Source organism: Glycomyces xiaoerkulensis (assembly GCF_002798405.1).
Classification (GTDB): domain Bacteria; phylum Actinomycetota; class Actinomycetes; order Mycobacteriales; family Micromonosporaceae; genus Glycomyces; species Glycomyces xiaoerkulensis.
Genome location: NZ_PGGV01000029.1, coordinates 205,951 through 230,294, shown reverse-complemented (window position 1 = coordinate 230,294; position 24,344 = coordinate 205,951). Strand labels below are relative to the sequence as shown.

At 71.1% G+C, this 24,344-nt stretch carries 22 protein-coding genes and 1 pseudogene; 13 read left to right on the top strand and 10 right to left on the bottom strand.

Annotation, left to right across the window (positions count from 1 at the left end):
* Positions 1–41: 41 nt before the first annotated feature.
* Complete coding sequence (locus CUT39_RS11710) at positions 42–1,130, bottom strand: hypothetical protein (RefSeq protein WP_157930630.1); 1,089 nt, start codon at positions 1,128–1,130, stop codon at positions 42–44.
* 304 nt (positions 1,131–1,434) lie between these two features.
* On the opposite strand from CUT39_RS11710, the gene rpmB reads away from it, so the two are divergent.
* Positions 1,435–1,626 (top strand): 50S ribosomal protein L28, encoded by a 192-nt coding sequence (rpmB, locus tag CUT39_RS11700; RefSeq protein ID WP_100446716.1) that lies wholly within the window; start codon positions 1,435–1,437, stop codon positions 1,624–1,626.
* Between the two features lie 75 nt (positions 1,627–1,701).
* Here the strand turns inward: rpmB and CUT39_RS11695 are convergent, their stop codons facing one another.
* On the bottom strand, positions 1,702–2,649 hold the full coding sequence (locus CUT39_RS11695) for a thiamine-phosphate kinase (protein WP_100446714.1): 948 nt from the start codon (positions 2,647–2,649) through the stop codon (positions 1,702–1,704).
* A 147-nt stretch (positions 2,650–2,796) separates the two neighbouring features.
* On the opposite strand from CUT39_RS11695, the gene CUT39_RS11690 reads away from it, so the two are divergent.
* The 3 genes and pseudogenes from CUT39_RS11690 to CUT39_RS11680 form a co-directional block, all read left to right on the top strand.
* Positions 2,797–3,030, top strand: coding sequence for an Lrp/AsnC ligand binding domain-containing protein (locus tag CUT39_RS11690; RefSeq protein ID WP_100446712.1), 234 nt, complete (start codon positions 2,797–2,799; stop codon positions 3,028–3,030).
* 8 nt (positions 3,031–3,038) lie between these two features.
* Complete coding sequence (locus CUT39_RS21205) at positions 3,039–3,578, top strand: DUF3515 family protein (protein ID WP_157930629.1); 540 nt, start codon at positions 3,039–3,041, stop codon at positions 3,576–3,578.
* Positions 3,575–4,126, top strand: a pseudogene (locus CUT39_RS11680) (DNA-3-methyladenine glycosylase); the annotation flags it as partial. The gene CUT39_RS21205 and the pseudogene CUT39_RS11680, both read left to right, overlap by 4 nt.
* A gap of 21 nt (positions 4,127–4,147) precedes the next feature.
* Here CUT39_RS11680 and CUT39_RS21485 read toward each other — a convergent pair.
* A complete protein-coding gene (locus CUT39_RS21485; RefSeq protein ID WP_100446708.1) occupies positions 4,148–5,845 on the bottom strand; it encodes a glycoside hydrolase family 26 protein in 1,698 nt (565 codons plus the stop codon).
* Between the two features lie 204 nt (positions 5,846–6,049).
* On the opposite strand from CUT39_RS21485, the gene CUT39_RS11670 reads away from it, so the two are divergent.
* From CUT39_RS11670 to CUT39_RS11645, 6 genes are read left to right on the top strand one after another with little or no spacing between them, the layout of a single operon-like run.
* Complete coding sequence (locus tag CUT39_RS11670) at positions 6,050–7,708, top strand: hypothetical protein (protein ID WP_100446706.1); 1,659 nt, start codon at positions 6,050–6,052, stop codon at positions 7,706–7,708.
* Positions 7,705–9,057 carry a hypothetical protein gene (locus CUT39_RS11665; RefSeq protein ID WP_100446704.1) on the top strand — a complete coding sequence of 451 codons (1,353 nt, stop codon included), beginning with the start codon at positions 7,705–7,707 and terminating at the stop codon, positions 9,055–9,057. Before CUT39_RS11670 ends, CUT39_RS11665 begins: the two co-directional genes overlap by 4 nt.
* Entirely contained in the window at positions 9,054–10,262 is a 1,209-nt protein-coding gene (locus tag CUT39_RS11660; protein ID WP_100446702.1) for a protein kinase family protein, read from the top strand. Before CUT39_RS11665 ends, CUT39_RS11660 begins: the two co-directional genes overlap by 4 nt.
* A gap of 56 nt (positions 10,263–10,318) precedes the next feature.
* The gene (locus CUT39_RS11655; RefSeq protein WP_100447102.1) at positions 10,319–11,191 is read left to right on the top strand and encodes a sulfotransferase family protein; all 873 of its coding nucleotides are present in this window, start codon (positions 10,319–10,321) and stop codon (positions 11,189–11,191) included.
* Positions 11,179–12,651: a lipopolysaccharide biosynthesis protein gene (locus CUT39_RS11650; RefSeq protein WP_100446700.1), complete on the top strand. Its 1,473-nt coding sequence runs from the start codon at positions 11,179–11,181 to the stop codon at positions 12,649–12,651. Before CUT39_RS11655 ends, CUT39_RS11650 begins: the two co-directional genes overlap by 13 nt.
* A gap of 9 nt (positions 12,652–12,660) precedes the next feature.
* Complete coding sequence (locus tag CUT39_RS11645) at positions 12,661–13,392, top strand: methyltransferase domain-containing protein (RefSeq protein ID WP_100446698.1); 732 nt, start codon at positions 12,661–12,663, stop codon at positions 13,390–13,392.
* Between the two features lie 4 nt (positions 13,393–13,396).
* Here the strand turns inward: CUT39_RS11645 and CUT39_RS11640 are convergent, their stop codons facing one another.
* From CUT39_RS11640 to CUT39_RS11630, 3 genes are read right to left on the bottom strand one after another with little or no spacing between them, the layout of a single operon-like run.
* A complete protein-coding gene (locus CUT39_RS11640; protein WP_157930628.1) occupies positions 13,397–13,717 on the bottom strand; it encodes a type II toxin-antitoxin system PemK/MazF family toxin in 321 nt (106 codons plus the stop codon).
* Positions 13,714–13,962 (bottom strand): toxin-antitoxin system protein, encoded by a 249-nt coding sequence (locus CUT39_RS11635; RefSeq protein ID WP_100446693.1) that lies wholly within the window; start codon positions 13,960–13,962, stop codon positions 13,714–13,716. The genes CUT39_RS11640 and CUT39_RS11635 overlap by 4 nt, the downstream gene beginning before the upstream one ends.
* 30 nt (positions 13,963–13,992) lie before the next feature.
* On the bottom strand, positions 13,993–14,730 hold the full coding sequence (locus CUT39_RS11630; protein WP_232805716.1) for a WecB/TagA/CpsF family glycosyltransferase: 738 nt from the start codon (positions 14,728–14,730) through the stop codon (positions 13,993–13,995).
* Between the two features lie 211 nt (positions 14,731–14,941).
* Between CUT39_RS11630 and CUT39_RS11625 the strand changes: the two genes are divergently transcribed.
* From CUT39_RS11625 to CUT39_RS20310, 3 genes are all read left to right on the top strand, one after another.
* Positions 14,942–15,985, top strand: a complete 1,044-nt coding sequence (locus CUT39_RS11625) for a sulfotransferase (protein ID WP_232805715.1) — start codon at positions 14,942–14,944, stop codon at positions 15,983–15,985.
* Positions 15,982–16,887 (top strand): glycosyltransferase family 2 protein, encoded by a 906-nt coding sequence (locus CUT39_RS11620; protein ID WP_100446689.1) that lies wholly within the window; start codon positions 15,982–15,984, stop codon positions 16,885–16,887. Before CUT39_RS11625 ends, CUT39_RS11620 begins: the two co-directional genes overlap by 4 nt.
* Before the next feature lie 159 nt (positions 16,888–17,046).
* Entirely contained in the window at positions 17,047–17,193 is a 147-nt protein-coding gene (locus CUT39_RS20310; protein ID WP_157930627.1) for a hypothetical protein, read from the top strand.
* On the opposite strand, the gene CUT39_RS11615 is transcribed toward CUT39_RS20310, so the two are convergent.
* From CUT39_RS11615 to atpD, 4 genes are all read right to left on the bottom strand, one after another.
* A complete protein-coding gene (locus tag CUT39_RS11615; RefSeq protein ID WP_100446687.1) occupies positions 17,177–19,321 on the bottom strand; it encodes an acyltransferase family protein in 2,145 nt (714 codons plus the stop codon). The two genes, CUT39_RS20310 and CUT39_RS11615, sit on opposite strands and share 17 nt — an antisense overlap.
* Before the next feature lie 10 nt (positions 19,322–19,331).
* Positions 19,332–21,446, bottom strand: coding sequence for an acyltransferase family protein (locus CUT39_RS20785; protein ID WP_100446685.1), 2,115 nt, complete (start codon positions 21,444–21,446; stop codon positions 19,332–19,334).
* 166 nt (positions 21,447–21,612) lie between these two features.
* Entirely contained in the window at positions 21,613–22,791 is a 1,179-nt protein-coding gene (locus tag CUT39_RS11605; protein WP_100446683.1) for a hypothetical protein, read from the bottom strand.
* A 124-nt stretch (positions 22,792–22,915) separates the two neighbouring features.
* On the bottom strand, positions 22,916–24,343 hold the full coding sequence (gene atpD / locus CUT39_RS11600) for a F0F1 ATP synthase subunit beta (RefSeq protein ID WP_100446681.1): 1,428 nt from the start codon (positions 24,341–24,343) through the stop codon (positions 22,916–22,918).
* Position 24,344: the final 1 nt, after the last annotated feature.

The following is a 24,344-nucleotide window of genomic DNA, read 5'->3' as shown; positions in this document are numbered from 1 at the left end:
CGCGCCCGCCGATGCCGGGGCACGGCCTCAGTCCCGGCGCCTCACTCACCGAAGCCGAGGGAGTGGCGGGCGGCCTCCAGCGCCTCGGTCTGGTCGGCGGTGGCGAAGCCGGTGAAGGCGGCGTGCCCCTCATCGGTCGCGACCACGGCCGTCAGGACGGTCCAGTCGGCGATGGTGAAGGTGCGGAACTCGGCCGTGCGGCCGTCGACCCGATAGGCGGTCGCGGTGACATCGCCCTCGATCTCCGCTTCGAGGAATGTGGCCACCTGCGTGTCCAGGGCAGCGCCGATGTCGCCCAATGACATGTCCTCGTCGATCTCGAGCGCCTCGGCATCGAGGGTGCCGACGAACGCGGCCGAGCCGTCTTCGGCGGCGCTGCCGGTGGACTCGGTGAACACCGGTGGGGCGTCGGAGGACTCGGTCCACGACCCATCGGCCAGAAAGCTCAGGCCCGAGGCCCCGTCCCGCTTGACCACAGGCTCGGCGGCTTCGGGCGACTCGATGGTGCCGGTGGGTTCGTCGGATCCTCCTGGGTCGGCGGGGTTGAACAGGATGAAGCCGCCGACGCCGAGCGCGCCGGCGATGACCACGATGCCCGCCAGGAGGATCCACAGCGGGGTCTTGCTGCCCTTCCTCTTGCGCCGGATCCGGCCGGGCTGGGCGCCGCCCCACGGTTGGCCGCCCGGCGGGCCGGACAGCGGCACCAGTTGGCCGCCTTGGGGGCCGAACTGTCCCTGCTGTCCCTGTTGGCCGGGCGAGACGGGCATCCCGGAGGCGGGGGCGGAGGAGACCGGCGGCATGCCGGGGGCCGGGCCGCCGGGCGGCATGCCCGGGGGCGGGGCGGGCGAGTCGAACGGGGAGACCGGGACGCCGGGCGGCGGCCCGAAGGGCGCCTGCGGCCGGCCTTGCGGCTGGCTCGGCGGCGCGCTGGTGTACTTGATCGTGCCGTCGTCCTCGACCGGGGGCTCCTGGTCGGGTGGTGAGGAGGAGGCCGCCTGCCGGCTCTCGGGCGACCACGGCGGCGACTCCTCGGTGGGAGGCTGCTCGTTCGGCCGGTAGACCGGCTGCCCCTCCTCGGGGGGAGGGGGCGGCTGCCAGCCGTCGGCAGGCGGCTGCTGGGGGTTGCTCATGATCGGCTCACCAAAGGGAAGACGGGCATCGGGTGATCACTGTATGTGGGTAGCGTACGGGATCTGCACCAATCCTAGAGTCAGCGCAGGCGGCGGCCTGCGGCAGCCGCCGCTGCACACGGCTTCGGAGCGGGTGTGACACGGGCCGCTCGACCTGGGTGCGTCGGCGCTGCTCAGGTCCGTTAGAATTGCCGGGTTGCCTGCCGCGCGGTGGGCCGTGCTTCAGAATCGGGCGCTTGGCGAAGCCCAGTGTCCAGCCCGTCGCAGCGGCGGGCGATTTACCGTCAACGCAGGAGTTTGGAATATGTCGAGCGTGTGTGAAGTCTGCGGCAAGCACCCGGGCTTCGGCAACAACGTCCCGTGGTCCCACAAGAAGACCCGTCGCCGTTGGAACCCGAACCTGCAGACCATTCGCATCGCGACTGGCTCCGGTGACAACAAGCGCCGCGCCAAGGTCTGCACCTCGTGCATCAAGGCCAGCAAGGTCGCGCGCTGAGCGCGTAGGCCGGGACGCAGAAGCTTCCACGCCGCCGGGGCCGAGCCCCGGCGGCGTTCGTCGTGCCCCGGGGCCTCATTCACGGAAGTGATCCCAGCCGGCCGGGCCGCGCCAGGGCGCGCCGTCGACGGTGACTCCGGCGCCCTCGCCGACCTCGCCGATGCGCCGCCAGCCTTCGGGCAGGATCGCACCGGCCGGAAACGCGGCGGCCAGGGCGTGATCTTCGCCTCCGGTGAGGAGCCATTTGCGGGCGTCGGTCCCGAGCGCCTCGGCGGCGTTGGCCATCGGTTCGGACACGTCGAGGGCGCCCGAGTCGACCTCGATCGTCACCCCAGAGGCGGCGGCGAGGTGTCCGAGGTCGGCCAGGAGCCCGTCGGAGACGTCGATCATGGCGTGCACGCCCATCAGAGCCGCGTCGGGTCCGGCCGAGTACGGCGGCTGCGGGCGCCGGTAGGCACCCACCAGCGCCCCGGGCGAGCGGAAGCCGCGGGTGAGGACGTTGAGCCCGGCGGCGGACCAGCCGACCTTGCCCGCCAGCGCGAGCTGGTCGCCGGGGCGCGCTCCGGCCCTGGTGACGGGTGCGCGTCCCTCGAGGTCGCCGAGGGCGGTGACGGCGACGGTGAGCTGATCGCCGCGCGTGGTGTCGCCGCCGATGACGGCCGCGCCTGCTGCCGCGGCCTCGGCGGCCAGGCCGGAGGCGAGTCCTTCGAGCCATTCGGCGGGGGTGTCCTGCGGGGCTGAGACGGCGGCGAGCAGGGCGGTGGGGCGGGCGCCCATGGAGGCGAGGTCGGCCAGGTTGACGGCGGCGGCCTTGTGGCCGACGTCGGCGGCCGAGGACCAGTCGCGCCGGAAGTGGTTGCCTTCGACGAGCATGTCGGTGCACGCGACGATCCGGCCGTCGGGCGCGGCGACGACGGCCGCGTCGTCGCCCGGGCCGAGTTCGACGGCGTCGGTGGTGGTGAAGTGTCTGCTGAAGCGTGCGATGAGGTTGAATTCGCCGACTTCGGCCACGGTTTCGCTCACGGTTGGTCCCGTCCCCCGAACAGTTGACGCTTCGATACTCACTGCGTAATCTTCGCTCAACGGTGACCGAGAGCCGGTCAGGCCCGCCCGGTGTCGCGTTTCGGCCTCCGCACCCCCTGAGTGCCCGTGAGCGAGGGAGTCCTGTCGATGGTGCAGGCGTACATTCTGGTCCAGACTGAAGTCGGTACGGCGCAGGAGGTGTCCGGGTCGGTCTCCGAGATCGAGGGTGTGGTCCGGGTGGATGCGGTCACCGGGCCTTACGACGTGGTGGTGCTCACCGAGGCCGACACCGTGGACGATCTCGGGGAGTTCGTGGTGAGTAGAGTCCAGCGGGTGGCGGGCATTACCCGCACTCTCACGTGTTCGATCCTGCAACTTTGAGGAGCGCCGTGCGCAAGTCGAGGCTTCCGGCCGTGGTCGCGACGGCGGTGGCGGTGCCGGTGGCGGTCGCGGCGGGGATCGTCGCGTTCAACGTGTTCGCGCCGGCGGCCGATGATTCGCGTTTCGAGCAGGATCTCTCGCCGGTGACAGTGGCGGTGCCGGAGCTGACCGACGAGCAGGCGGTGGTGTGCCTGGCGGTGACGGCCACCGCCCCGGCCGAGCTCGCGGACCTGCCGTCGCGTCCGGTCGAGGGCGGTCGGCACGCCTCGGAGTTCGTGCTCGCCTACGGCGATCCGGCGGTGGTGGCGACCTGCGGCGCCGAGCCGGTCGAGGTCGAGGACACCGCGGCGGTGTTCCGGCTCAACGGCGTCTGCTGGTTCTCGGAGGAGGACGGCGGCGGTTCCGAATGGGTCACGGTGGACCGCCGGGTGCCGGTGGGCGTGGCGGTGCCGGGAGACCACCAGGCCGCCGACCTCCTCAACGAGCTGTCGGTGGTGCTGGAGCAGAAGGTGCCGGCGGCCGAGGACGCGCCGACCGGGTGCTCGTGATCGACCGGGCCTTCTTCGAGCGCGACCCGGTGCTGGTGGCGCCGGAGCTGCTCGGCTGCCTGGTGGCCGCGAACGGGGTGACGGTGCGGCTGACCGAGGTCGAGGCCTACCGCGAGGATGATCCGGCCTCCCATTCCTTCCGAGGGCGCACCGCGCGCACGGCGGTGATGTTCGGCCCGGCCGGGCATCTGTACGTCTACTTCACCTACGGGTTGCACTACTGCGCCAACCTGACCTGTCGTCCGGAGGGAGCGGGTGCGGCGGTGCTGCTGCGGGCCGGCGAGGTCGTCGACGGGGTCGAACGCGCGCGGTTGCGGCGCGGCGATCGCGCGCCGGCCCGGGATCTGGCGCGCGGCCCGGCGCGGCTGGCCCGGGCGCTGGGCTGGGACCGCGGCGACGACGGCGCCGATATGGTCGGCGAGGTCGAGCCCGGCGAGCGGGGATTCGCGGTGGAGGCCGGTCCGCGGACGGGGGTCTCGAAGGCCGCGGAGGTGCCGTGGCGGTTCTGGATCGCCGGGGACCGGTTCGTCTCGCCGTACAAGCGGCATCCGAGGGCGCCGTCGGTGTCCTTATTCGAGCTCGACGTCGAAGCGCGGCGCGGCCATCAGGTCGCGGAACGCCCGCAGTGCGCCCGGATCGTTGTCGACTTCGGAGTCGCGGCCCTCGGCGTCCGGCGAGGAGAAGTAGACGATCGCCTTCAGCCGCGGGTAGTAGGCGAACTGCTCGTCGGCGCTGTCGAAGACCGTCTCCTGGTGGTGCGGGTAGTCGTCCCTGGTGAACACGCCCCATTCGGCGAGCATGACCGGCTTGTCGGGGAAATTGACCCCGGTCCAGTGGTAGAAGCCGGGCCAGCCGGCCTCGGGCTCGGCCTCGTTGACGATCTCGGTGAAGTCGGAGTGGCCGTCGTCGGCGAGGGAGTTGCCGTATCCCGACAGGCCGATCCAGTCGACCACGTCGTCGCCGGGGTAGAGCCGGTCGTGCCAGGGCGTCTCGACCCACTTGAGGTAGCCCATGTAGTTCATGACGGTGACCAGGTTGTCCACCCCGCGCTCCCGGAGGAACTCGACCACGTAGCGGAACATCGCCGGGTAATCGGTGGCCTCCATGCCCGAGCCGGGCCGGTCGATGACGTCGTTCTCGGGCTCGTGGTGGACGGTGAAGAAGAACGGCTGGTCGAAATTGGTCTTGATGTGGTCGGCCAGGCGTTCCAGGTACTCGTCCACCTCGGGGTCTCCGGCGGCGATCTCCCCCCAGGTCGCCATGCGCGGCTTCCAGTTGATGAACAGGGTGCGGGGCTGCTGCGGATCGGTCGCGAGCGCTATCTGTTCTTCGGTGGGGAAGAGGCGCCGGTCGGCGCGCTCGTAGGCGTGGTAGATGTGCTGCCCTCGCTCGGCGGTCCTCTCGAATTCGAGGAATGCCTGCTCCTTGGACCGGTTGGTGTGGGCCCCGGCGGCGGCGCCGACGAGGGTGCCGCAGGAGGGGACGAGGTGCCGGCGGGCCCGGCAGGTGTCGAGGGTGGTCTCGGCCTGGCCCGCCTCGGGGGCCGGCCGGTCCGGTCCGACCGGGTCGGTCGGGGTGGGGCTCGGGGCGGGCGGCGGGCTCGGGGCCGAGGGCGGGGTGGTGACGGTGCGCAGTACCGGGCCGCTCTCGGTGTACCGGACTCCCTCGAATTCGAAATAGGACTCGGGTTCGTGGGCGGTGACGGCGAAGGCGTAGCGTCCGGGGGCGTCGAGGGCGCCGGTGACGTCGAGGGCGGCTTCGCCGGTGTCGGGGCCGACGAAGGCGGTGTCCCAGACGCGCCCGTAGGGCGGCGGCGCGTCGGCGGTTAGCTCGCACGTGCAGCCGACCGGGCGGACCGAGGCGACCTCGATCATCATCCGGTCGGCTTCGGGCGGGACCAGGACGGGCAGGCGGAGCTCGGCGGTGTGGTGGGGGCCGGTGTGGGACTCGTCGACGGCGAATTGGATGTAGGGCACGGTGATGCCCAGGTCCTGGGAGGTGCCGACGGGGAGGGCGGCCGGTGCGTCGGGGGCGGGTTCGTCGAGGCCGGTGGCGGTGAAGGTGGCGGTGGACGGCGCGTAGTCGGCCTCGGACCCGGTCCGTTCCCGGGCGGCGTCGGCGACGGTGGGGGTGCCGCGTTCGTGTTCGACGCCGACGCCGTAGCCGACCACGAAGCCGGCCAGGACGAGCGGGGCGACCGCCAGGAGCGTGACGAGCCCGCGGCCCGAGGTGATGGGGAGGCCGGTCCGTCCGTCCGATTCGCTCATCTCGCCACCTCGCGGGTCTACTGTGATGGTGCACCTGAATCCTGCGAATCATCATAATGGTCGCGATCGTGGTTTTTGCCCGATTGTTCGCACGAGCTCCGCTCGCGCTCCGTCGGTGGAGGGCACGGAGCCCGGGAGCCGTCACCTGGTCGGCCGGTGACTCGTTATCCCTACGAAAGCCCGTGAACCAGAAAGGCATTCGCGTTGAGGACCCCCACCGCCCGCACGCTCGCCGACTACGGCGTCATCGCCCGCCGCTCCTGGTGGATCATCTCCGGCGCCGTCGCCGCCGCGGTGGCGGCCGGGCTCGTCCACACCGCGACCACCGACGAGGTATACGAATCGACCGCCTCGGTCCTGGTGCTGCCGACCGCATCCGACACCGACGTGGCCGGTGCGCGCACGGCCGGACAGGTCAATCTCGACACCGAGGCGCAACTGGTCAAGTCCACAGAGGTCGCACAGGCCGCCGCCGAGCGGCTGTCGGCACCGTCCACGACCGAGCTCGCCGAGCAGGTGTCGGTCTCGGTGCCCCCGAACACCTCGGTGCTGGAGATCAGCTTCCGCGCCGGCGGCCCCGAGGCGGCTCGGGCGGGCACGATCGCCTTCAGCGAGGCGTACCTCGACCACCGCGGCGCGGCCGCGACCGTTTCGATCGAAAACGCCATCGCCGGGGCCGTGAACCGCCTGGAGTCGCTCGAATCCCAGATCGAGGCGACCGAGGCCGAGCTGGCGCGCCTCGCTCCGCTCGACGGGGACCGCGCCACCGTCGAGTCCGAGCTCGAGGATCTGGTCAACCGGGCCGACGGGGTCGAATCCCAGATCGCGGCCCTGGAAGCCGAGCAGGAGGCCGTCACGCCCGGGCGGATCATCAACCGGCCCCCGCTGCCCGAAGACCCGGCCGCCCCGAATGCGCTGCTCAACCTGGCCGCCGCGGTCGGGGCCGGCCTACCGCTGGGCCTGATGCTCGCCTGGGCCCGCCACCGCCTGGCCCGCCGGGTCGCCTTCGCCTCGGACCTGATCGACCGCTGCGAGCTCGACGTGCTCGGCTCGGTGCCCAAGTCGGTGAAATTCCAGCGCCGCGAGGTCTTCGGCGCCTACAGCCCCGGCGGGCGCATCTACTCGCAGATGCGCAACGTCATCGCCTCCCGGCTCGGCGACGGCCAGCGGGTCGTGGTGGTGGCCGGAGTCGCGCCGGGTCCGGCCGCGAGCGTCACCGCCGCCAACGTGGCCACCGCGATGGCCCGCGCCGGCGACCGGGTCACGGCCGTGGCCGCGAATCCGAGCACCACCGTGGGCCTGCCGGAGCTGTTCGGCACCGACCCCGTCCCGGGCCTCGCCGACGTGTGGTCGGGCCGCCTCGACCTGGCCGCGGCGCTGCACGGCGCGCCGCGGCAACCGACACTCTCGGTCGTCGGCCCCGGCGCCGCGGCCCGCGCCACCGGTCCGACCAGCGAAGCCGCCGCCGAGACGTTCACCAAGCTCGCCGAGGCCGGCCGGTTCGTGGTAGTCGACGCCCCGCCCCTGTCCTGCTCGGCCGACGCACAGCTCCTGGCCGGACATGCCGACGCGGTGATCCTGGCCGTCCAGGCCCAGCGCGACACGCTCGCCGAGACCTCCGCCGCCGCTACCGCCATGCGGCAGATCGACACGCCGCTGCTCGGTGCCGTGCTCCTGCCCGGTTCACTGGGGCCGATGGGCGACGTCCCGCTGCCCGGCGCCGCGGAGACCGAGTCCCCGCCCGCACGCACCCGCGTCCCGCGGCCGATGGCGGCCGACGAGACCCCCACCGACGCGCTCGACGTGGTCGAAGCTCAGGACGAGACCGGCCGGACCGACCGCACGCAGGCCGAGAGCCGATGACCCTCGCCGATGCGGCCCCCGGGGCGCGACGAGACCGGGACGGCGCCGCGACCGGGGAGGGCGCGGCCCTCACCTGGCTGCTGGCCGGCTACCCGGTGTGGTGGGCGCTCGGCATGGGCGTGCTGGCCATCCCGCTGGTCGCCGCCCTGGCCGCGGTCGGGCTGCTGCGCCGCCGCACCGTCGCCGTCCCGCCGGCGTTCGGGTGGTGGCTGCTGTTCCTGCTGGCGGTCACCATGAGCCTGGCGAATCTCGGCGTCGACCCGCCCGGCACGGTCCCCGGCCCCTGGACGGCGAACCTGCCCGGGGCGGCCTTCCGGATCGGCTTCTACTGCTGCCTCACGCTGATCGCCCTGTGGGCCTACAACCTCGCCAACGACGGCCGCTACCCGGCCGTGCGGCTGATCCGGCTGCTCGCCTACCTGTTCACCGTCACCGTCGCCGGGGGCCTGCTCGGCACCTTCGCCGGGGGGTTCGAGTACACCTCGCCGGTCGAGGCGCTGCTGCCGGAGTCGGTGGCCGCCGACGGCTTCGTGCGGTCGCTGGTCCACCCTTCGGCCGCCCAGACGATGACCTTCCTCGGCTACGAGACCCCGCGACCGTCGGCGCCCTGGGGCTACACCAACACCTGGGGCAACAACTTCGCCATCACCTCGGTGTGGCTGGTCGTGGCCGCCTTCTGCCTGCCGACCGCGACCCGCTGGCGCGTGGCGGCGGCCGCGGTACTGGCCCTCTCGCTGATCCCGGCCGTGCACTCGATGAACCGGGGCCTGTGGCTCGGCCTGGCCGCGGTCGCCGTCTTCGCCGCGCTGCGGCTGCTCCTGTCCGGCCGGCCCGGCGGGGTGGCGGCACTGGCCGGAGCGGGGTGCGCCGCGGCACTGCTGGTCGCCCTCACCCCCTTGGGCACTCTGGTGGCCGCCCGGCTCGACAACGGCCACTCCGACGACGGCCGCGCCTTCGCCACCGAACGCGCCACCGAGCTCGTCGTCGAGCACTCGCCGGTGCTCGGCTTCGGCTCCACTCGCAAGACCCTGGGGTCGGGCGACTCCATCGCCATCGGCCCCACCCCCGAATGCCCCCGCTGCGGGGGCCGCACGCTCGGCGGCAACGGCCAGCTCTGGCAGGTGCTGTTCGCCCACGGGCTGGCGGGCACCGCCGCCTACCTCGGCTTCATGTGCGCCGCGCTGTGGCGCTTCCGATCCGACCACTCCCCCATCGGCATCGCCGGCTCGGCGGTGCTGGGGCTGTCCCTGCTGTCCATGCTCTACTACAACGCCCTGGTGACCCCCCTGCTGCTCACGCTCCTCAGCTACGTCGTCCTTGCCGCCAACAGACCCGTGGAGAAAGCATGAGCCGAGGCCTGCAGACCACCGACGACCTGCGCAGACGCGCGAGTTATCTCACCGAGGTCGTCGACCAGCTCTATCCGGGCCCGGGAGGGGGCACCCGCCCGTACATAGTCGTGCCCAACCGGCGGAAGCCCCGAGTCCTCATTCCCGCCGGCGACCGCCGGATCGCCGCCGGGGCGCTGGCACGCTACTCGCGCCCGTCCGCCCGCACCGCCCGCGCCAAGCGCGACGCGGCCGTGTGGGCCCTCAAGCTCGGACTCGACCGGCTGCTGCTGCCCCACCGCATCGAGGTCGCGGCCGCCGAGGGCATCGACGAGCATCTCAGCGCCGTGCTCGGCCACGAGGTCCACTTGAGCGTCCACATCGGTCCGGCGCGGGCCAATCGGAAGCCGGTGCTCCAGATCCTCGACGGCGAGGCGCGCACGGTCGCGTTCGCCAAGCTGGGCGTCAACGACCTCACCCGAGAACTGGTGGAGGCCGAGACCGCGGCCACCCGGCGGCTCAGCGAAGGCCGCCGCCTGGAGCGGCTGCGGGTGCCGTCGCTGGTGCACGCCGGCGCCTGGCGCGGCCACCGCCTCATGGTCACCTCCGCGCTCCCGGCCTGGACCGAGCCGGTCGACTCCAGCCCGGCCCGGCGCGTCGAGGCGATGCGGGAACTGGCCGCGGTGGACCGGCTCAAACGCTCACCGCTGGCCGAGTCCGACTACGCCGCCCGGCTGCGCGAGCGCCTCAAACGGCTCGGCCTGCGCGGCGAACCCGACGCCGCCACCCTGAGCGCGGCCGGGCAGACCCTGCTGGACCGATACGGCGCCCTGGAGCTGACGTTCGGGTCGTGGCACGGGGACTGGACGCCCTGGAACACCTGCGAGGCGGCCGAGGCCGTCTACCTGTGGGACCTGGAGCGGTTCGAGACCGGCGTGCCGTACGGATTCGACGCGGTCCACTACCGGCTCCAGGACGACATCGTCACCCACCGGGTCGACCCCACCACCGCGGTGCTGCTGCTGGTCGCGCGGGCGCCGTCCGTGCTGGCCCCGATGGGCGTGGCGCCGTCCGAATCGGAACCGACATGCCTGCTGTACCTGGTGGAGCTCGCGGCGCGCTACATGAGCGACCGGGCCGAGCAGGCCGGTGCGGCCCTCGGCGCCCTCGGCCAGTGGCTGTTGCCGACCCTGCTGCGGCACATCGCCAGGCAACGAGAAACCTGACCCCGCACCCACCGATCAGCATTATGGACTGTTAGGAGCATCGATTGAGCGAGCGGATGATCAGAGAACGGGTTCCCACTCCCGTCAGGGCCGTCGTCGGCCGGTCCAGCCGGACCCTCGGGCGGCTGACCGCGGCCTCCCGCATCCTCCCCGGGCTGCTGATCTGCGGCGGACAGCGGTGCGGCACCACGTCGTTGTACCGCGCCCTGTCGCAGCATCCGGCCATGCTCAAGCCGGTGTTCCACAAAGGAGTCCACTACTTCGACACCGGCTACCGGCGGGGCCTGTCCTGGTACCGGGCGCACTTCCCCACCAAGGCCGCCGCGCAGCGCGCGGCCGACCACACCGGACTCGTCCCGGTCGGATTCGAGTCGAGCCCGTACTACCTCTACCACCCGCTGGCCGCGCCGCGCTTCGCCCGCGACCTGCCGGGCGTCAAGGTGATCGTGCTCGTCCGCGACCCGGTGGAGCGGGCCTGGTCCCACCACGCCCACGAGATCGCCCGCGAATTCGAGGACATCGACGATTTCGAGACCGCCATCGGAGCCGAACCTGACCGGCTGTTCGGCGTCGAGGAGCGGCTCCGCGCCGACGCGGATCACTACAGCTTCGACCACCAGCACCACGCCTACCTCGCACGGGGCCGCTACACCGACTACCTGGAGCCGCTGGCCGACCAGGTGGGCCGCGACCGGCTCCTGGTGCTCGACTCCGGGGAGTTCTTCTCCCGCCCCGAAGACGCCTTCGAGCGCGTGCTGCGGTTCCTCGGGCTGCCGTGGATCGGCGAATTCGCCTTCTCCCGGCACAACGCCCGCGGCCGGCCGTCCCCGATGCCGGACGCGCTGCGGCGGCGCCTGACCGACCACTTCGAGCCGTACGACGCGCGGCTGGCCGACTGGTTGGGCGGGACGCCGAGTTGGAGGCGCTGACAGCGGCCCGACCGCGCGAGCGGACCGCGGCCGCCGACATGAGGGGGACCGCACGGGGCGGCCTGGTCAACCTGGTCGGCGCCGCCGTCGCGGGCGGCAGCGGCCTGGTCATCACCTGGCTGGTCGCGGTCGTGCTCTCCCCGGCCCAGGCCGGCGGATTCTTCGCGGTCACGTCGGTGTTCCTGGTGGCCGGGGCCGTGGCCCGCCTGGGCACCCCCACCGGGCTGGTGTACTGGGTGGCCAGGCTCCACCGGGCGGGGCGCGAGGCGGCGATCGAATCGGCGCTGCGCATCGGGTTGTGGCCGACCGTGATCGCCTCCTGCGCGGCCGCGACGGCGCTGTTCGCGGCGGCTCCGATGGCCGCCAGGCCCGACCTGGTGCGACTGGTGGCCGGGTTCGTACCGGCGGCGGTGGCGATGGAGGCGTTCCTGGCCGCGACCCGCGGTTACCGGCTGATGGGGCCGACGGTCGCCATCGACAAGCTGGGCCGCACGCTGACGCAGTTGGCCGCGCTCATCGCGGTCGCCCTCAGCGGCTCCGCCTCGTCCACCGCCGTCACCGCCGCGTGGGTGCTGCCGTACCTGCCGGCGGCCGCGGCCGCCGGGTGGTACCTGCACCGGCGGCACCGGCTGATGCCGGCGGCCTACCCCGGCTTCCCCGACCGGATCGACGCCCGGGCGTTCTGGGCGTTCACCGCCCCGCGCGCGGCGGCCGGGGTGGCCCAGATCGCGCTCCAGCGGCTGGACATCGTGCTGGTGGCGGCGCTGGCCGGGCTCGGTCCGGCCGCGGTGTACACGGTGGCGACGCGGTTCGTGATCGTCGGCCAGCTCGTCTCGGGCGCGCTCGGGCAGGCGGTGCAGCCGCGGGCGGCCGCGGCGATGTCGAACGGGGAACCGATCTCGGCGGTGCGGATCTACCAGGAGTCCACGGCTTGGATCGTGGCCCTGACCTGGCCGGTATACCTGGGGGTGGGGCTGTGCGCCGACTGGTACCTGCGGCTGTTCGGCTCCGAGTACGTGACCGGCCAGGCGCGCGCGGTGGTGTGGATCCTGGTGCCGGCCATGATGATCGCCTCGGCGTGCGGGGTGGTCGACTCGATGCTGGCGATGGCGGGCAGGACCGGGTGGCAGATGGTCGACGTCTCGATTTCACTCGCCGTCAACGTGGCGTTGAATCTGGCGTTGATTCCTTCCCTCGGCGTCGTCGGCGCGGCGATCGCATGGTCGGCGGCGGTTCTGGTGAATAATCTGATTCCACTCGCGCAGTTGTGGCGGACCTACGGACTGCACCCGTTCGGCGCTTTGACCAGACGTTCGCTGGCCGCTTGCGCGGTCGGCTTCGGCGCGGCGCCGCTGGCGGCCGGACTGCTGGGCGCCCCGTGGACACCGGCCGCCCTGGGGGCGGCGGGAGCAGTGTGGACGGCGGCGCTGCTGCGCTATCGACGCAGGATCGAGAACTAGGGGAATCCGTTGGCGACCCATTACACCGAGGTGTTCCAGGACCCGGACGCGGTCGAGAAGTACGCCGAGCGCACCTACGCGCCCGGCACGTTCTCGTCGATCGTGAGCTCCCGTCAGGCCGGATGGCTGCGCGGGCTCGTGCCCGCGGCGTTCGAAGTGCCGCCGGTCCATCACGACTTCGCATGCGGCACCGGTCGGGTGGCGCGGATGCTGGCGGGCCTGGTGGCGGTTTCGCACGGCTACGACACCTCGGAGGCGATGCTGGCGAAGGGCCGCGAACTGGGCACGCCGGGGATGGCGCACCTGGTGGGTCCGGCCGAGGCGGTCCCGGAGGTGGTGCCGAGCCGTCCGGCGCTGGTGACGGCCTTCCGGTTCGTGCTCAACGTGAACGACGAGCTGCGGGACCGGCTGATGGACTTCGCCGCGACCGCGCTGCCGGACGCCGACGCGGGGCTGCTGGTGGTGGAGAACCACGGGAACGCCGGTTCCCTGCGCCACCTGCGGAAGACGTTCGGGCGGTTGGACACGAGCACCTGGTTCCAGGAGCTGTCGCACGAGCAGATGCGCGAGCTGCTGGACCGCCACGGCTTCGATCTGGTGGGAGTACAGGGCTTCTCCCTGTTCACCCGGGGCTGCTACCGCCGACCGGTCTCGTGGCTCGCCAGGGGTGTCGATGCGGCCCTGGCCTCGCCGCTGTCGAAGTGGGCGACCGACGTCGTCTACATCGCCCGGCGGCGCTGAGGGCTCACGTTAGACCGAGAATTCGGCGCAGGATGAGTTCAATTTTGAGCATCTGCACGCCGTCGACCGCGCCGGCATGCTTGATGAGCTGCCGTGTAGAAACGGTGCGCAGGTGCTCGCACTGGGCGTAGCTCGTGACCGGTAGGGCCTCCTCCAGCTCTACATGGGTCGGATACTCCTTCCGGGTTCTCGATACTGGTACGACTACAGGTATACCGAAACTCGCCATCTCATCACGTGAGACGATCACGGCGGGCCGCATGTGGCCCTGCTCGTGTCCGAGCGGATCTCCGAAATCGCACAGGTAGATGTCGCCTCGGTTCACAGCAGGTCGCTCCAGTCTTCCGGCTCGAGTTCATCTTCCAGCACCGTCGCGAACCGCTCGTTTTCTCGCCGGAGATCCGCACGAGCGGCGGCGGTACCCATGACGGCCCTCGCCCTGGCCCAGAATTCTTCCTCCTCACCCACGTCGATCGCGCGCTCGACGGCTCCGGCCATCGTCAAGTGCCGACTTTCAGCCAATCTCGCGATCCGGTCTCGCAGATCCGTGGTGACCTTGATGGTAGTCATTGCATTCATACCTTCAGTAGACCGAATGGGCTACGAAATGCCAGCGCGGCGGGCGCGGACGGCCTCGGCCAGGAGCCGGAGCGCTTCGGGGACATCGTCGCGGAGGTACCGGCGGGCCAGGCGCCCGGGCTCTGAGGCCAGGCGGTAGGTCCATTCGGTGCCGGTGCGCCGCATCCATTCGGGGGCGCGGCGCCGGTAGCCCGCCAGGAAGTCGATGCCGGCGCCGCAGCCGAGGAACCAGGTCCGCGGCGCGGCCTCGCGGAGGCGGGCGATCACGCGCTCCTGCTTCGGGAAGCCCAGGCCCGCGTAGACCAGATCGGGCGCGGCCGCCTCGAAGCGGGCGACGAGGGACCGCCATTGCGAGTCGTCACGGTCGAAGCCCATCGGCGGGCACCAGGCGCCCACCACCTTCAGGCCCGGGAAGCGGTGTTCGAGAACCGTCGCGGCCCGCTCGGTCGGCCGGGCCGCGTTGTCCGGAGTGCCGCCCAGCAGCGCGAGCCGCAGGCCCCGCTCGGCGGCGGCCTCGGCGAGACTCCACACCAGGTCGGACCCGGCCACCCGCTCCGGCAGCGGCGTGCCCGCCAGTCTGGAGGCCCACACCAGCGGGGCGCCGTCGGCGGTCACCAGATCGCCGGCGTCGATCAGTGCGCGCAGGTCGGCACTCTTCCTCGCCGCGGCGGCGATGTCCACGTTGGGGGTCACGATGTGGCCGCCGCGGCCGGTCTCCAGGGCCGCCATCACCCGGGCCACGGCTTCGGGTTCGGTCACCGGATCGAGTCGTACGCCGCCCACGCGGATCCGGGATTCCATCCGGCGGTCCGGGCAAGCGAGCCGCATCGGGCCGTAACGCTCCATGCCATCAGACGGTAGGGCGATCCGCCGCCTTTTCCGGGATTTTTCACCTCAGGGCGTGTCCCCCACCCCACCCAGAGTCGTTACCCATACGAGCACCGACGACGAGAACGGGGAGCAGCGACCAGTGAGCGCCAAGATCGCCGACACGGCCGAGCAGTCCGAGAACCCCGTCCGGGTGGTGTTCATCGGAGGTCTGGGCCGCAGCGGCACGACGCTCCTGGAACGCCTGCTCGGGCAGTTGCCGGGCGTCATGCCCCTGGGGGAGATCACCCACCTGTGGGAACGAGACCTGGTCGCCGACGAGATGTGCGCCTGCGGGGCGACCTTCTCCCACTGCGAGTTCTGGCAGCGCATCGGCAAGGCCGCCTTCGGATCCTGGGACCGGGTCGACGTGGAGCGGCTCTCCGCCCTCAAAGCCACCGTGGACCGGACCCGGCACATCCCGGTGCTGGCCGGGAAGAAGCTCGCGACCGACCAGCACCGGCTCGTGCGCGAGTACGCTTCCTATTTCGAGCGCGTCTACGCCGCCGCGGCGGCCGACACGAACGCCCGGGTCGTGGTCGACTCCTCCAAGCACGCCTCGCTGGCCTACTGCCTGCGCTGGTCGCCGAACATCGACCTGCGCATCCTCCACGTGGTGCGCGATTCCCGCGGCGTGGCCTACTCCTGGACCAAGAAGGTCCGCCGGCCCGAGTCGCCCACCGGCGAGCAGATGACCCGCTACTCCCCCACGAAGGCCGCGATGCTCTGGAACGCCCAGAACGCCGCGTTCAGCCTGCTGGCGCGGCGCGGCGTGCCGGTGCGGCGGGTCCGTTACGAGCGCATCATCGAGCGCCCCCGCAAGGTGATCGCCTCCCTCGCCCGGTTCTGCGGGCTCGACCTGGCCGAGTCCGACCTGAATTTCATCGGCGAGGGCTGGGCCGACCTCGGCCCGAGCCACTCGGCGGCCGGGAACCCGATGCGGTTCACCGTCGGCCGCATCCCCATCCGGACCGACGAGGCGTGGGCCGAGGATCTGCCGGAGAGCACCCGCCGGATGGTGTCGACCCTGACCCGGCCGCTGCTGGGCCGCTACGGCTATCTCAACGAAGACGAACCCGCACCCGACGACGGGCGGTCGGCCCCGGACGACGCCTGCCGGGTGCACTCGCAGGGAGGCGGCGAATGAGCGACTGGCCTTCGGTCGGAGTCGTGATCCCGACCCACGACCGGCCCCGGCAGGTGCGCGAGGCGCTCCGCTCGGTGGTCACCCAGTTCTACCCCGGTGAGCTCGACACGGTCGTCGTCTTCGACCGCGCCGCCCCCGACGAGGAGCTCGCCTCCGGCGGACAGCGGCCGGTCAAGGTGATGAAGAACGAACGCACTCCCGGCCTGGCCGGGGCCCGCAACACCGGCATCGCCGAGCTCGGCACCGAACTGATCGCCTTCCTCGACGACGACGACGAATGGCTGCCGGGCAAGCTCACCGCGCAGGTCGCGGCCCTCGGCACCGAGGCCGAGATGTGCACGGCCGCGATCGAGGTCGACTACCGCGGGCGCCGGAACTCGCGAGTGGCCGGGCAGGCGACGGTGCGGCACGCGGACCTGCTGCGGTCGCGGATGATGATGCTGCACTCCTCGACTTTCCTGTTCCGGCGCGAGGCCCTCATGGGCGGGCTGGGACTGGTGGCCGAGGACGCGCCCGGCAGCCAGAACGAGGACTGGGACATGCTGCTGCGGGCGGCCAGGCGCCGCCCGATCGCGCACGTGGACACCCCGTACGCGCTCATCAACTGGGCCGGTTCGCATTTCGAGACCCGCTGGGACACCAAGATCTCCTCGCTGCGGTGGATCCTGGCGCGGCACCCGGAGATCCACGGCAGCCCTGAGGGCGCGGCCCGGGTCTACGGCCAGCTCGCCTGCTGGCACGCCGCGATCGGCGACCGCCGGGCGGCGCTGCGGTGGGCGCTACGGGCGACCAGGTCGAACCCGAGCGAACCGCGCGCGGCGGTCGCCGCCGCCGCGGCGGCCGGCATCGTCGGCGTCCCCGCCGTCATGTCCGCCCTCCACCGGCGCGGACGCGGCATCTGATCCGTAGTCTCGAGCGCCCCTTTTATGCGCCGCTTAGCGGCAATGTCGTTCAGTTAGGGCTGTGGGCCGGGTGTCGAGGCCGCACGCGACCAGCTCACCCGAGCCGAGAACATCGTCGACGACGAGGCCATCGACCTCACCGGCCTGATCGGGCGGCAGGTGCACCAGTACCTGCTGCCCGGACGCAGGCTGCGAACCGCGCCCCGCGTGGTCAAACGCGCGATCTCCAAACACCGAGCCAAAGGCCCGGTCGACCGCCGAACCTACAAAGCCACCCTCGACATCAGCGTCATCGCCGGCCCCTAACTGAACGGCATTGCGATAAGTCGATGTCGGGCAGCGCTCCGGCCAGGACCGGGGCCAGGAACTCCGAGTACGTCGCGTTGAAGTGGTGCGAGTCGCGGAAGGTGAGCATGTTGCCGACGATCACCGGGCAGGTGCCGCCTGCGCAGAACCAGTCCTCGGTGTCGATCGTGTGCACGCCGAGGCTCTCGGCCATCTCCAGTACCCGCTGCTCGCGCTCGCCGCGGCGGATCAGTTCGTTCGCCGGTCCCCCGCACACCGACGGGTCGTCGAGGTTCTCGGAGACGCAGTCGGGCACGTTCACTCCGAAGCTCGGCGGGTTCGACGGCAGCACGATCTCGGCCCCGCTCTCCTGGAGCCGTTCGAGCGTGGCCCTCCAGCCGTCCACCCAGGCTTGGGCGACCGATTCACCGTCCTCTGTGATGGGCGTATTGCCCTCGCTGGACCCGACGACGACGAGGTCCGGCCGGTCGCCGACGATCCGCTCGATCGCGGCCTCTCGCCACCCTTCGCACTGGTGGTACCGGCCACCGAGATCGCGGGCGTTCTTGATGATCATCGGCGCCGGGCACCCGCTCTTGGTGTACGAGGTCAGCTCCCAGCCGTTCCGTTCGGCCAGCTCCCGGAGCGCCGGAAACCAGGAGGCGGCGTGCGAGTCGCCGAACAGCACGACCCGCGTATCGGCGCCCGCATGACCGTAGACGCACGGGTCGACCTCGGTCTGCTCGGTCTCGGCGTGGCAGCCGGTCGCGTAGACCTCGGGCAGATCGCTCTTGGCATCGAGGGGCGGCGGCGCCAGGTTCGACGGCGTGCCCTCGCGCTCGAGCGAGTCGCCGATGAGCCGATTGAGTTCCTCGACGGTGTCCACCTCGGGGGTCGCGACCGGGTCCGCGCCGCCGGTGGCCTGCGGGGCGAAGAGCAGACCCGCTCCGATGGCGATCGCGGCCGAACCGCCCGTCAGCGCCACTCCGAGGCCGATGCCGCGCCAGGGCCGCCGCTTGAAGAACTTCGCGAACCGCACCGGGTTCTCGACCACCTCGTAGGTGACGGCGGTGATGCCGAGCGCCGCCGCCGCGAGTACCAGGTTGAGTCTGACCGACGGTTCCTGTCCGAGTGCGGACGGGCCGATCATGAGCACCGGCCAGTGCCACAGATACAACCCGTACGAGAGCTTCCCCAGCACCTGGAACGGCGGCAGACTCAACATGCCGCCCGCGCCGAGGCGCGGGGCTGCGCAGCCGCCCGCGATCACCGCCGCCGTCCCCAGCACCGGCACCGCCGCAGCGATCCCGGGGAACACGGTCGAGTCGCCGTAGTTGAACCCCGCCCACACGACCGCCGCCAGGCCGCCCCACATCAGCAGCGCCGCGAGCGGCCGCGGTGTTCGCGCCAGCGCGGTGGCCGCGACCGCCACGAGCGCTCCGATCGCCAGCTCCCAGCCGCGCGTGTGCAGCCCGAAGTACGACCACACCGGATCGGCTTGGGTCTGCAGCGCGCTGACGGCGAAGGTGGTGCCGACGATCATGATCAGGACGACCGCGAGCCCGTCGCGGATCAGGTCGCGGCGCGCGCGCAGGACCAGCGCCACCGCAATGAGGAGGAGCGGCCATACAAGATAGAACTGCTCCTCGACCGCCAGCGACCAGAAATGCTGAAACGGCGACGGCGCCTCATCGGCATTCAGGTATTGGGTGCCCTCGAACGCCAACCGGTAGTTCACGAAATAGAGCGAACTGGCCAGCGCGTCACCGGCGATCGCCGCGAACCTGGTCGGTGCCAGCCAGAGCCACGAGGCGACCAGGGTCGCGACTGTGACCGTCGCGGCCATCGGCAGCAATCGGGTGGCGCGACGGGCATAGAACCCGGCCACCGAGATCCGGCCCGTCCCGTTCAATTCCCGCAGCAGCAGCGACGTGATCAGAAACCCCGAGATCACGAAGAAGACGTCGACACCGACATAACCGCCGTCCAGATACGGGAACCCGGCGTGCCCGAGCACCACCAGGCCCACCGCGACCGCACGCAGGCCCTCGATGTCGGGACGGAACGCCGACTTGCTCGGTCGCCGGGGCGGTTCCGGATCGCGCCCGGTCCGGGTCTCGGCGGCTTGGGTGGAGGTTGAGACGGCCATTCACGCTTCCCTATTCGATCTCGGGCAGCTCCGCGGCCAGGACCGGGGCCAGGTACTCGGAGTAGGTGGTGTTGAAGTGGTGGGAGTCCCGGAACGCCAGCATGCTTCCGACGATGACCGGGCAGAAGTCGTCGGCGCAGAACCAGTCCTCGGTGTCGATCGTATGCACGCCGAGGCTCTCGGCCATCTCCAGTACCCGCTGCTCGCGTCCGCGGTTGACGATCAACTCGCTCGCAGCGCCGCCGCACACCGAGGGATCGTCGAGGTTCGCCGAGACGCAGTCGGGCACGGACGATTCGAACTTCGGCGGGTTGGACGGAAGCACGATCCGGGCGCCGCTGCCCGCCAGGAGTTCGAGGGTCTCCCGCCATCCGTCCAACCACACCTGTTCGGAGTCGCCGCCCTCCGGGGTGACCGGGTTGTTGCTCTCGCTGGTTCCCACCACGATCAGGTCCGGCTTCTGGGCGAGGATGCGGTCGATCGCGTCGTCGCGCCACTGATCGCACTCGTGGTACCGGCCGCCCAGGTCCGAGACGTTCTTGGCGACCATGGGGGCCGGGCAGGCGCTCTTGGTGTGGAGGGTCAGCTCCCAGTCGTTGTCCTCGGCCAGCAGGTTCAAGGCCGGGAACCAGGAGGCGGCGTGCGAGTCGCCGAACAGCACAGCCTTCGTGTCGGCGCCGACTTCGCCGAACTTGCAGGCCTTTACCTCGGTGTCCCGCATGTAGGTGTTGCAGCCGTTCTCGTAGATCTCGGCGAGGTCGTCGGCGGCCTCGAGCGGCGGGGTCAGATTCGACGGTGTGCCGTGGTAGGCGGCCGACTCCCGGATCAGATCGTTGAGCTCTTCGACCGTGTCGACCTCCGGCGTGGCGACCGGTTCGCCGTCGCCGAGGTTCTGGGGGGCGAGCAACGCTCCGGCCGTGAGCGCCAGGGCGGCCGTGCATGCTGTCAGGGCCGCTCCGAGGCCGATGCCGCGTCGAGGTCGGCGTTTGAGGAACTTCGCGAACCGCACCGGGTTCTCGACCACCTCGTAGGTGACGGCGGTGATGCCGAGCGCCGCCGCCGCGAGCACCAGGTTGAGGCGCACGGTCGGCTGCATGTCGAGCGCGGCCGGGCCGATCATGAGCACCGGCCAGTGCCACAGGTACAGACCGTACGAGAGCTTCCCCAGCACCTGGAACGCCGGGAGGCTCAACATGCCGCCCGCGCCGAGGCGCGGGGCAGCGCAGCCGCCCGCGATCACCGCCGCCGTCCCCAGCACCGGCACCGCCGCAGCGATCCCGGGAAAGATCGTTGCATCTCCGTAGTTGAACGCCGCCCAGACGATCGCCGCCAGGCCTCCCCACATCAGCAGCGCCGCGATGGTACGTGGGGTCTTGACGAGGACACCGGCGGCAACGGCGACGAGCGCACCGATGGCCAACTCCCAGCCGCGCGTGTGCAGCCCGAAGTACGACCACACCGGATCGGCTTCGGTCAGGACCGCGCCGGCCGCGAACGTCGCGCCGGTGATCACGATCAGCACTACGGCGAGACCGTCGCGGATCAGCTCCCGCCGGTCGCGGAGGATCAGCGCCACCGCCATCAGCAGCAGCGGCCAGATCAGGTAGAACTGCTCCTCGACCGCCAGCGACCAGAAATGCTGAAACGGCGACGGCGCCTCATCGGCGTTCAGATACTGCGTCCCCTCGAACGCCAACCGGTAGTTCACGAAGTACAGGGAGCTCGAGAGGGCGTCACCGACGATCGCCTGGAAGCGGGTCGGTGCCAGCCAGAGCCAGGAGGCCGCCAGCGTGGCGACGATGACGGTCGCGGCCATCGGCAGCAATCGGGTGGCGCGGCGGGCGTAGAACCCGGCCACCGAGATCCGCCCGGTATCGGCCAGCTCCCGCAGCAGCAGCGACGTGATCAAGAATCCCGAGATCACGAAGAAGACGTCGACACCGACATATCCGCCGTCCAGATACGGGAACCCGGCGTGCCCGAGCACCACCAAGCCGACCGCGATTGCACGCAGGCCCTCGATGTCGGGACGGAACGCCGACTTCGGGAGCTTCGGCTCCACCGACGGCGTGATGTTCGGGGGCACTCGGGACTCGGTGGCATGACTCCCGGTTGCGATGCTCACAGGTCTCCCGGATGTGCTCGTGGCGGATATCGAAGCGCATCCTTCACCCGCGAGATTTTACGAGCGGGATCCACTACGAACTTGGCATTTAACGGACGTTTCGCGGCTCGTTCGCCGATCGTTCGGATGCGGCCCCACCGAATCGAGGAAGGGCGCCGGGCCGCCGTCAGCGCTTGGCTCGGTTCCGCGACAGGCGGCCTCGGGCCCGCTGGGTGACGATGCGCAGCAGGGAGTCCCGGGCGCCCCCGGGCTCCGGTTCGGCCTCGGGCCGCGGCGCGGTGGCGTCGTAGTGCTTCATCGCGACGTTCATGCAGGCGACGATCGCCTGGACGGTGGCTTCCGGGTCGATCAGCGGCTCGCCGGGCTCGGCGGCCTTGATGTCGTCGCCGCGCAGCACACCGAGGTCGCCGATCACCCGCACGCCGGAGGCGGCGATGCGGTCGGCCATCTCCGCGCCGATCTCGGCGGCCCGGTCGAGCGCCCATGCGGGCGTGGCGATCTTGGCCTCTCCGGGGCCGGGCTTGCGGTTGGTCTTGATGCGGGGCACCACGCCGTAGCGGATGTACTCGCGGAACAGCTCCTTGGGCCATTGGCGCTGCTCGAAGGCGGCCGCGGTCCGCCGGATCGCCTCGGTCTCGCCGGCGGTCAGGGACCGGTTGGTGGCGTTCTTCTCGTTGCGGAGGGTCCCCTCGGGCAGGCCGAGCATCGCCTCGAAGTCGCGCAGGAGCCTCTCGGGCTTCGAGTCGTCGACGACCAGGACGGTGACCCGCTCGGGGTCGGCCGCGGCGGTCCAGCGTTCGACGAAGGCGTCGTGGCGGTGCCGGTGCCAGAAGATCGCGGAGGCCCGGTCGTCGGTGTCCGGGCGCAGCAGCTCGGCCAGCCATTCCTCGTAGGGGGTGTGCATGCCGCTCTGGACGTGCTGCTGCCACTGGGAGGGCATGATCTTGGCCAGGGGCCGCAGCGTGATCAGGACGTGGGCCTGCGGACCACCGAGATCCGAGACCACGCGCCGGCAGGCCCTGTCATCGGCGTCGGCGAAGAATTCGCTGCTGACGACGTCGACGCGGTCGTCGTTCTCGGCGAACTGCGCGACCAGGCGGGACCAGGCCGGTCGGGCCGGGTCCCGGGGGTTGGAACCGACCCCTTCTCGTACCTCGTCGACGGGGTTCCGCTTCGGGCTGGGCAGCCGGACGCCGTGCTCGCCGAGCCGCTCCCTGGCCGCGTGCATCGAGGCCTGCACGGCGGTCGTGCCGGTCTTGTGCGGGCCGACGTGGACGACGCTGGTGGCGGGCGGGAACGGCGCGATGGGAGTCCCTGCCTCGGGGTTTGGAAGGTGGTCGCGCATCAGCCGAGGCTAGCAGGAAAACACCAGGTGAACACGGAGGCCGCGGCCGGACCGGAGTGCCCCGGAGCCAAGCCGGCCCCCGGACCGTCGGGGTCCGGGGGCCGGAACGCTCGCTCCGCGAGGGTCAGGACTTCTTGCGGAGTTGCTCTTCGTTGCGGTGCAGATCCTCGAGGCCGCCGCACATGAAGAAGGCCTGCTCGGGGAAGTGGTCGTACTCCCCTTCGGCGATCTTCTTGAAGGCCTCGACGGTCTCCTTGACCGGGACGAAGGAGCCCTCCATGCCGGTGAACTGCTTCGCGGCGTAGGTGTTCTGCGACAGGAACCGCTCGATGCGGCGCGCCCGGCCCACCGTCAGTTTATCCTCTTCAGACAGTTCATCCATGCCGAGGATCGCGATGATGTCCTGCAGCTCGTTGTACTTCTGCAGGATCTGCTTCACCTGGCTGGCCACGGAGTAGTGCTCGCTGCCGACCACCTCGGGTTCGAGGATGCGGGAGTTCGACGCCAGCGGGTCGACCGCCGGGTAGATGCCCTTGTCGGAGATCTTCCGCTCCAGGTTCGTGGTCGCGTCCAGGTGGGTGAACGCGGTGAACGGCGCCGGGTCGGTGTAGTCGTCGGCGGGGACGTACACCGCCTGCATCGAGGTGATGGCCTTGCCGCGCAGCGAGGTGATCCGCTCCTGCAGCTCGCCCATCTCGTCGGCCAGGGTCGGCTGGTAGCCCACCGCCGAGGGCATGCGGCCCAGCAGGGCCGAGACCTCGGAACCGGCCTGGGTGAACCGGAAGATGTTGTCGATGAACAGCAGCACTTCCTGGTTCTTGACGTCCCGGAAGTACTCGGCCATCGTCAGCGCCGACAGGGCCACGCGGAGACGCACACCCGGAGGCTCGTCCATCTGGCCGTACACCAGCGAGGTCTTGTCGAGCACGCCCGACTCGTCCATCTCGAGGATGAGGTCGTTGCCCTCGCGGGTGCGCTCGCCGACGCCGGCGAACACCGAGGAGCCGCCGAAGTTCTGGGCGACGCGGATGATCATCTCCTGGATGAGCACCGTCTTGCCCACGCCGGCGCCGCCGAACAGGCCGATCTTGCCGCCCTTGACGTACGGGGCGAGCAGGTCGATGACCTTGATGCCGGTCTCCAGCATCTCGGTCTTCGGCTCCAGGTCGGCGAACTCGGGCGCGTGGCGGTGGATCTCCCAGCGGTCCTCGGCCTGCAGCTCCTCGCCCTCCTTGAGGTTGAGGCAGTCGCCGATGGCGTTGAAGACCTTGCCCTTGATGCCGTCGCCGACCGGGACCGAGATCTGGCCGCCGGTGTCGCGAACCTCGGTGCCGCGGACCAGGCCGTCGGTCGGCGCCATGCAGATCGCGCGGACCTGGTTGTCGCCCAGGTGCTGGGCGACCTCCATGGTGAGCTGCTTCTTCTCGCCGCCGTAGTCGATGTCGACGTGCAGCGCGTTGAAGATCTCCGGCATGGCATTGCGCGGGAACTCTACGTCGACGACCGGCCCGATGACCCGTACGACGCGCCCCACTCCATCAGTGTCAGTCATC

What these genes read in the sequence shown, in the direction of transcription:
- CUT39_RS11710 (WP_157930630.1), bottom strand. Translation starts at nt 1,130, where the DNA reads ATGAGCAACCCCCAGCAGCCGCCTGCCGACGGCTGGCAGCCGCCCCCT.
- rpmB (WP_100446716.1), top strand. Translation starts at nt 1,435, where the DNA reads ATGTCGAGCGTGTGTGAAGTCTGCGGCAAGCACCCGGGCTTCGGCAAC.
- CUT39_RS11690 (WP_100446712.1), top strand. Translation starts at nt 2,797, where the DNA reads ATGGTGCAGGCGTACATTCTGGTCCAGACTGAAGTCGGTACGGCGCAG.
- CUT39_RS21485 (WP_100446708.1), bottom strand. Translation starts at nt 5,845, where the DNA reads ATGAGCGAATCGGACGGACGGACCGGCCTCCCCATCACCTCGGGCCGC.
- CUT39_RS11665 (WP_100446704.1), top strand. Translation starts at nt 7,705, where the DNA reads ATGACCCTCGCCGATGCGGCCCCCGGGGCGCGACGAGACCGGGACGGC.
- CUT39_RS11660 (WP_100446702.1), top strand. Translation starts at nt 9,054, where the DNA reads ATGAGCCGAGGCCTGCAGACCACCGACGACCTGCGCAGACGCGCGAGT.
- CUT39_RS11655 (WP_100447102.1), top strand. Translation starts at nt 10,319, where the DNA reads ATGATCAGAGAACGGGTTCCCACTCCCGTCAGGGCCGTCGTCGGCCGG.
- CUT39_RS11635 (WP_100446693.1), bottom strand. Translation starts at nt 13,962, where the DNA reads ATGACTACCATCAAGGTCACCACGGATCTGCGAGACCGGATCGCGAGA.
- CUT39_RS11620 (WP_100446689.1), top strand. Translation starts at nt 15,982, where the DNA reads ATGAGCGACTGGCCTTCGGTCGGAGTCGTGATCCCGACCCACGACCGG.
- CUT39_RS11615 (WP_100446687.1), bottom strand. Translation starts at nt 19,321, where the DNA reads ATGGCCGTCTCAACCTCCACCCAAGCCGCCGAGACCCGGACCGGGCGC.
- CUT39_RS11605 (WP_100446683.1), bottom strand. Translation starts at nt 22,791, where the DNA reads ATGCGCGACCACCTTCCAAACCCCGAGGCAGGGACTCCCATCGCGCCG.
- atpD (WP_100446681.1), bottom strand. Translation starts at nt 24,343, where the DNA reads ATGACTGACACTGATGGAGTGGGGCGCGTCGTACGGGTCATCGGGCCG.